Annotated in this window: 8 protein-coding genes and 3 pseudogenes; 6 read left to right on the top strand and 5 right to left on the bottom strand. The window is 53.6% G+C overall.

All coding sequences use genetic code 11. The features are described 5' to 3' along the window. A pseudogene (locus tag EGM97_RS25970) lies at window positions 1-420 on the bottom strand (IS5 family transposase); the annotation flags it as partial. A 94-nt stretch (window positions 421-514) separates the two neighbouring features. Between EGM97_RS25970 and EGM97_RS25965 the strand changes: the two are divergent. The 5 genes and pseudogenes from EGM97_RS25965 to EGM97_RS25945 form a co-directional block, all read left to right on the top strand. Then, window positions 515-828 (top strand): annotated as a pseudogene (locus EGM97_RS25965) (transposase); the annotation flags it as partial. A 186-nt stretch (window positions 829-1,014) separates the two neighbouring features. Next, window positions 1,015-1,368: pseudogene (locus EGM97_RS25960) on the top strand (EndoU domain-containing protein); the annotation flags it as partial. Between the two features lie 6 nt (window positions 1,369-1,374). Continuing rightward, window positions 1,375-1,638: a MafI family immunity protein gene (locus EGM97_RS25955; RefSeq protein WP_072399145.1), complete on the top strand. Its 264-nt coding sequence runs from the start codon at window positions 1,375-1,377 to the stop codon at window positions 1,636-1,638. A gap of 591 nt (window positions 1,639-2,229) precedes the next feature. Continuing rightward, complete coding sequence (locus EGM97_RS25950; RefSeq protein WP_477788889.1) at window positions 2,230-2,541, top strand: hypothetical protein; 312 nt, start codon at window positions 2,230-2,232, stop codon at window positions 2,539-2,541. A gap of 447 nt (window positions 2,542-2,988) precedes the next feature. Next, window positions 2,989-3,246 carry a BrnA antitoxin family protein gene (locus EGM97_RS25945; protein WP_238965249.1) on the top strand — a complete coding sequence of 86 codons (258 nt, stop codon included), beginning with the start codon at window positions 2,989-2,991 and terminating at the stop codon, window positions 3,244-3,246. Window positions 3,247-3,405: 159 nt separating this feature from the next. Here the strand turns inward: EGM97_RS25945 and EGM97_RS25940 are convergent, their stop codons facing one another. The 4 genes from EGM97_RS25940 to EGM97_RS25925 form a co-directional block, all read right to left on the bottom strand. Continuing rightward, a complete protein-coding gene (locus EGM97_RS25940) occupies window positions 3,406-3,699 on the bottom strand; it encodes an addiction module antidote protein (RefSeq protein ID WP_238965250.1) in 294 nt (97 codons plus the stop codon). After that, complete coding sequence (locus EGM97_RS25935) at window positions 3,692-3,994, bottom strand: type II toxin-antitoxin system RelE/ParE family toxin (RefSeq protein WP_238965251.1); 303 nt, start codon at window positions 3,992-3,994, stop codon at window positions 3,692-3,694. Before EGM97_RS25935 ends, EGM97_RS25940 begins: the two co-directional genes overlap by 8 nt. A 119-nt stretch (window positions 3,995-4,113) precedes the next feature. Further along, complete coding sequence (locus EGM97_RS25930; protein WP_238965252.1) at window positions 4,114-4,386, bottom strand: hypothetical protein; 273 nt, start codon at window positions 4,384-4,386, stop codon at window positions 4,114-4,116. A 401-nt stretch (window positions 4,387-4,787) separates the two neighbouring features. Next, window positions 4,788-5,519, bottom strand: coding sequence for a DUF899 domain-containing protein (locus EGM97_RS25925; RefSeq protein ID WP_238965253.1), 732 nt, complete (start codon window positions 5,517-5,519; stop codon window positions 4,788-4,790). A 173-nt stretch (window positions 5,520-5,692) separates the two neighbouring features. On the opposite strand from EGM97_RS25925, the gene EGM97_RS25920 reads away from it, so the two are divergent. Beyond that, window positions 5,693-6,085, top strand: a complete 393-nt coding sequence (locus tag EGM97_RS25920; protein ID WP_238965254.1) for a transcriptional regulator — start codon at window positions 5,693-5,695, stop codon at window positions 6,083-6,085. Window positions 6,086-6,227 lie beyond the last annotated feature (142 nt).

Genomic DNA, 6,227 nt, shown 5'->3' with positions numbered 1-6,227 from the left:
GCATGTGAATCTTGGTCGTCAGGCCGCCCCGGCTGCGCCCGAGAGCATGGTCTTGCGGTTCTTCAGGCCCCCTTTTTTCCCGGCGCCTGATGAGGCTCGGGTTGCACGAACAGCAGTGGAATCGATCATCCAGGTTTCCAAGTCGATCAAGCCTTGCTCGTTCAACCGGATGTGAAGTCGCTTGAGCATCTGCTCGAAAGTCCCGCGGTTACGCCAGTCGCGAAAGCGTTGATACACCGTTGACCACGGGCCGAAGCGCTCGGGCATGTCACGCCAGGCGGCGCCTGAACAGAGTACCCACAGCACGCCGTTGAGCATCAGTCGATCATCTGCCCGTGGGCGTCCGTTGCGGCGGGTTTCACTGAAGATGTCTGCAACCAAATCCCAGGCTGCGTCGGGAAGTTCGTACCGCTTGGCCATCGTGGGCTCCTGCCATTGATGGACGCGGACTCTACTGATTCCTGACGGTTGTGGGAGTCAAATGAGTTTCGGCGGATTTCGTACAGAGCCTAGCATGGTCGCCAACGTCGCAGACTATGCATGGTCGAGCTATCGAAGCCGGGTAGATAATGAGTCTGGTGGGGGCTGGTTAGATGCTGATCCATGCTTTATGGCCTTGGGTGATACCTCGATGGAGCGGCGGCTTCGGTATGAAGAGTTTGTGCGCCAGGCCATTCCGACTGATCAGCTTCGATTAATCCGCGATGCTTTGCAGCGAGGTCAACTAACGGGTACAAGCCGTTTTTCGTAGATGAGGTCGAGCGGATTGAGGGTGTGCGGGTAGAGCAGCGAGGGCAGGGGCGGCCGAGGGCAGGGTCTGGAAAATAAATCTGTCCCCTTTTTACTGGGATTGACGTTTCGGTCAACACGGTCAAGAGGATTGAGGCTTCGGTTGATATTGACGTCATCAAGACTCGGATCAATAAGCTGGAGGAGCTTAATCCGGATTCGGATGTGCCGGATCTTGATCCGCCGAAGCCAGTAACGCCGCCGAAGATTACAAATTCATCGGATTACGTCGATCTGCTCTCGGATGAATCGAAGAAGCATATTTTGTATGGTGATGGGCCGGGAAGCGGTGGTCATCTCTGGCCCGGACAACCGGGGAAAACTGTATTCCCAGAAAGCTGGTCTGCGGAGAAAATTATTCATGAAGTAAGTGATATTCTGACTTCGCCGGATACAAAGTGGTATGCACAGACCGGAACGGGTGGATTGTATACAAAAAATGGCGATCCAGCTAAGTGGGTTTCTTACGAAACGCGGGATGGGGTTCGTATGCGTGTTGTATATCAACCGGCGGTGCAGAATGTCATAACTGCATTTCCTGACGATGCGCCTATACCCCCTTATAAACCGATAAAGTAGGTTGATATGTACTCTCAACAGATATTAAATCTGGGTGCGAAATTCAAAGGGCGATTGGAGGCGGTCCTTCTTGATGGTGCATTGGACTATGTGAAATATAACGAGGAAAATTTAGCTTTAGAGATTCTCTGCGACCATATTTGTGAATACGACGTGGCTCTGTCTATTGATGAGCTTAAAGAGATCCAGTTGTTAGCGTCAGTCATGGGGTTTGATCTCGGAAACGCTCCTTTTAAGTATTTGCAGGCGTTGACGATGCCTGAAATATAAAGAGCTGGGTAGGGTAGAAAAGGTGATACCCATTAGCCGGTCTCAAGTCAAGGCTAATGGGTGTCCCCTTTTTGAGGTGTACAGGGACGGATGCAGTTATAGTGGTCAATACTGAAGGTAAAGTGGTTACAGGTTGGGGGAAATCATCTTCGGGGACTGGAAAATGACCGGAGTATTAACTGATGCCCAAACGCAGCTTTTAGTCGCGTTATGTTTTTTTGAGGAAAAAATCAAACTCCTACCTGATAAAGTACTTTATGGTTCGATATCGTCGAGTGAAATAGATGAGCTATGCGAATTGATTTCGAATGAGTTTTTGATGAGGGGCATAGAGGAGAGTTTTGAGCCTAATAGTTATGGCCTTGAATTGGAATCGCTTCTGGACGCTGTCAATAGGATGAGGCCAAGAATCACAAGTTAGGCAGCGAAAAGAGAAAAAAGGGACACCCATTAGCCGGTCTCAAGTCAAGGCTAATAGATGTCCCCTTTTGCTCTCGTATAGAAAAAAAGGGACGGATTTATTTTTCACAGTCGGATTCATATTTTCTCGCTTGTAGTCGTTAAATTGAATTGAATCCTGTGCGCGCTCGCATGCTCGCCAACGTCGCAGATTATGCATGGTCGAGCTATCGAAGCCGGGTAAATGATGAGCCTAGTGGGTGCCTGTTAGATGCTGATCCATGCTTCATGGCGTTGGGTGATACCTCGATGGAGCGGCAGCTTCGGTATGAAGAGTTTGTGCGCCAAGCCATTCCGACTGATCAAACTCAATTGATCCGCGACGCTTTGCAACGAGGCCAATTGACGGGTAAAAACCGTTTCGTAGATGAAGTAGAGCGGATTGTTGGTGTGAGGGTAGAGCAGCGAGGACAGGGGCGGCGGTGGGCCAAGGCTGGAAAATAAATTTGTCCCCTTTTTCGTGCTTTTTCTGCTTTTTCTGTGTGTATTTTGATTTTGGGAATTGTGGATTTAGAGATTTTTGAATCTGAGGATGGTTTGTCTATCGTTGATGGTGTGGTTCGAGTTTCTGATGACGTGGCTTTATGTGGTTTAAAAATTTAAAGAATTGCAAAAAACGAGAAAAGAGAAAAAGAGGATAGATTTATTTTTCAATCATCTGCTACGCTCAAAGCTTCCAGGGATGGGGGGCTGAGTAGGGTATATTGTTTTACCGAGCTACCCATCTAACGCAGTGTAAGGCACAAGTCGTTTTGCGGATGAGATAGAGCAGATGGTCGGTGTGTTAGTACAATAGCGAGAAGAAAGCAGGGGCGGCTGAGGGGTGAGTCGGGAAAATAAATCTGTCCCCTTTTTCTTCCCGAAAAGCCACCCGACAGGAGGCCAAATATTATGTCGAAAACATCGAAAACTGACTGGGGACGCCTGGCCAATATGGACGACCAGGACATCGATACCAGCGATGTTCCTGAACTGGGTGAAGATTTTTTTCGCCGGGCCGAGTTGCATGTGCCGGTAAAGAAGGCCGTGACTATTCGCCTCGACGCCGATGTGCTTGAGTGGTTCAAGGGGCAGGGCACAGGTTATCAGACACGTATCAATCAGCTCCTGCGCCAGTACATGCAAGCTCAACAGAGCCACCGGTATTGAACAAGTGGCGTTGAAATGGGCGACCGACGGCCGCCCGTTTCCATTTATTCCCCAGCTTGCGCCCGCAACCGCCGCCCAATCACATCCATCACATCACACCCATCGCGCAGCGCTATCGTCAGCATCTTGTAGAAGTCGGTCAGCACCACCGTCTCCGAGTCAGTGAGCGATGTGAGGCCGAGCCGCCATATCGACGCCAAGCGCTTTCATGACCGCCAGGAGTGTCTTCAGGGTGGGATTGCCCTGTTCGCTGAAGGATCGGTATAGCTGTTCGCGGGATAGGCCAGTTTCCCGGGCCAGTTCGGTCATTCCCTTGGCGCGTGCGACTACTCCCATTGCTTTGGCGACATAGCCTGCATCTCCAGTTTCAAGGGCATCGCTCATGAATTCAGCAATGGACTCGGGGGTGTTGAGGTACTCAGCAGGGTCGAATTCTGTAAAGGTCTCAGTCATTTTGTGCTCTCCACGCTTGCATTATCTGGTGGGCGGTATCGATGTCGCGGCCCTGACTGCTTTTGTTGCCGCCGCACAGCAGAATTACCAACAGGTCGCCCTGTTGGTGAAAATACACTCTATAGCCAGGCCCATAGTGAATTCGTAGCTCGCTGACGCCATGCCCGACTGGCGCGACATCGCCGGGTAATCCCTCCATCAGTCGATTGATCCGCGCTGTGATGCGCGCTCTACCGGTTTCATCTTTTAGCTTTTTAAGCCAGGATCGGAACTTGCTGGATTCGATCTTTTTCATGAAATGTAGTCTATAAAATACTATGAAGGCAAGGCCGTGCATTCAAGCTCAAGCGCACGCTTGTATTAGTCTGTCCACTAGAATGTGAAACGGGCGACTCGCAGGTCGCCCGTTTCCATTTATTCCCCAGCCTGCGCCCGCAACCGCCGCCCAATCACATCCATCACATCACACCCATCACGCAGCGCTATCGTCAGCATCTTGCAGAAGTCGGTCAGCACCACCGTCTCCGAGTCGATATCCGAACGAAAGGCAATGTTTTCCAGTACCTGGGTCACGGTGCGGATGCGGTAGTCGGCGGTTTCGAAGAGGACGTCGAGAGGGGCTTCGGTGTCGATGAGCAAGGTAGCGGGGGTGCAGTCGATGCCGGTGATGGGCATGTATCGATTCATATTGAAGATCTCTGTTTGATTGGCTGAAAGCCTCCTCTCAGTCGTCGCCAAACGATTGGGTGGTGGCTGTACGCAGGTTGGCGAACCGGTTACAGAGAAAACCGGCAGATCCGAAGATCTCCCGCGCACAGCCGCCGTGGAATATAGCGGCTTTGCGGGTGCGTCGGTACCTGCAATGAGCTGGTAGCTTTCGCATTCTCTGTAGTCAGGTCGCCAAACCCGAATCGCCATTTTGGCGACTTGAGGACTATAGGGCGACCCGTTCCAAGCCCACAAGCCACCGCTTTCCGAGCTTTATGTAGGACCTTTAGTCTAGCTATGGTCAGGAAAAGCGGCGCCTGCTGCGCAGTCGATCGGGAGCAAGCCCCCTCGCCACAAGGGGGCGGTGTTTGATTTGGATTTCAGTTGTGGCAGCAACTATGGGGCTTGGCCTCATCATATTTATCGTGATGCCGCACCCAATCCATGATCTCGTCCTCGTTGCGGCCCTTGGGCGTCAGATCGAGGTAGTGGTAGGCGCCGACCAGCATGTCCAGGCCACGGGCATAGGTGGAGTAGGTGTGGAAGATGTCGCCGGCTTCGTTGCGATAGAAGACGCTCAGGCCTGGGAGTTCGCCTTCCGTGGTGTCGGTTGTTTCGTAGTTGTAGGTGGCTTTTCCTCCGGCGGTGTCTTCGGCTTTGAAGCTGACACCGAAGTCGTAGTTGAAGTCGCAACCGTTTGAAGAGACCCAGTCGAAGGCCCAGCCCATGCGGCGTTTGAACGGTTGGAATTCAGCGAACGGGGCGCGGGAGACGGCGACCACCGCGACGTCGTGGTGGGCCAGGTGTTGGTTGGCGCCGTCGATGTGGTCGGAGAGGAAGGAGCAGCCGTGGCAGCCTTCTGTCCAGCCGGGGCCGAACATGAAGTGGTAGACGATCAGTTGGCTGCGGCCGCCGAACAGGTCGGCCAGGCTCAGTTCGCCGTCCGGGCCCTGGAAGCGGTAGGGCTTGTCGATTTTCACCCAGGGCAGGGCGCGGCGTTCGGCGCTGAGTTTGTCCCGTTCGCGGGTGAAGGCTTTTTCGCGGGCCAGATGTTCGCGGCGGGCGGCGAGCCATTCTTCGTGCGAGACGACGGGGTGATTTTCTACGTTCATGGCGATTTCTCCTGTAGGAAGGCGCTTCAGCAAGTGGTCGTTTGGCCCAGGCCGGATTCGACAGACCGTTGGTCGGCGCGTGAAATGACCCGCCCGGAAGCTCGGCTGAACGGTGACGTAGCGTCTCGGTCACACCTTGAGTAGGCATCTCACTCTTTGGAGGATGGATCAGGATGACGACTTATAACTGGGACTTGATCGAAAAGTTGCTGCACGAAGTGCAGAACGGCGCCGGCCACAGCTTCACCCCTCGGCCTTACGCGGAGGAGTACGCAGCGCGGAGAGCGGCTGCTGGCGAGGAAATCGACAACCTCGATCATCTGAAAGCGGTCGCCGCCGAGTATGAAAAGTTACTGCTGGAACGTGGCTTCATCGAGCCTCGGCCGGAGGAAGAGGGCGGTAACGGCGAGAATTTCGTGCTGACGATGCGCGGCTCGCGGTTGTTGAGCCTGATCGACAGCAGTATCCCCGGCAATGATCATCCGCGTCAGGTGCTGGATGAACAGGAGGATGCGCTGGATGAGTTTACGTTTGATGATCTGGCTTCGAAGGCGCAGATTGCATAGAGATTCAGCTCAGGCTTTGTGGGAGCGGGGGTGGGGGGGGGGGGGGGGGGGGGGGGGGGGGGGAGGGGGGGAGGGGGGGGGAGAATTCGCGGGAGCACAAGACCCCCAAAGAACGGGGGGGTTATTTGTCGTTTTCTTCTCT

Origin of the sequence: Pseudomonas sp. AF32, from assembly GCF_022342325.2 — a bacterium.
Lineage (GTDB): Bacteria > Pseudomonadota > Gammaproteobacteria > Pseudomonadales > Pseudomonadaceae > Aquipseudomonas > Aquipseudomonas uvaldensis.
The sequence above is the reverse complement of the archived record's forward strand: the minus strand, read 5'-3'. Positions and strand labels throughout refer to the sequence as shown.

What these genes read in the sequence shown, in the direction of transcription:
- EGM97_RS25945 (WP_238965249.1), top strand. Translation starts at nt 2,989, where the DNA reads ATGTCGAAAACATCGAAAACTGACTGGGGACGCCTGGCCAATATGGAC.
- EGM97_RS25955 (WP_072399145.1), top strand. Translation starts at nt 1,375, where the DNA reads ATGTACTCTCAACAGATATTAAATCTGGGTGCGAAATTCAAAGGGCGA.
- EGM97_RS25935 (WP_238965251.1), bottom strand. Translation starts at nt 3,994, where the DNA reads ATGAAAAAGATCGAATCCAGCAAGTTCCGATCCTGGCTTAAAAAGCTA.
- EGM97_RS25940 (WP_238965250.1), bottom strand. Translation starts at nt 3,699, where the DNA reads ATGACTGAGACCTTTACAGAATTCGACCCTGCTGAGTACCTCAACACC.
- EGM97_RS25930 (WP_238965252.1), bottom strand. Translation starts at nt 4,386, where the DNA reads ATGAATCGATACATGCCCATCACCGGCATCGACTGCACCCCCGCTACC.
- EGM97_RS25920 (WP_238965254.1), top strand. Translation starts at nt 5,693, where the DNA reads ATGACGACTTATAACTGGGACTTGATCGAAAAGTTGCTGCACGAAGTG.
- EGM97_RS25950 (WP_477788889.1), top strand. Translation starts at nt 2,230, where the DNA reads ATGCTCGCCAACGTCGCAGATTATGCATGGTCGAGCTATCGAAGCCGG.
- EGM97_RS25925 (WP_238965253.1), bottom strand. Translation starts at nt 5,519, where the DNA reads ATGAACGTAGAAAATCACCCCGTCGTCTCGCACGAAGAATGGCTCGCC.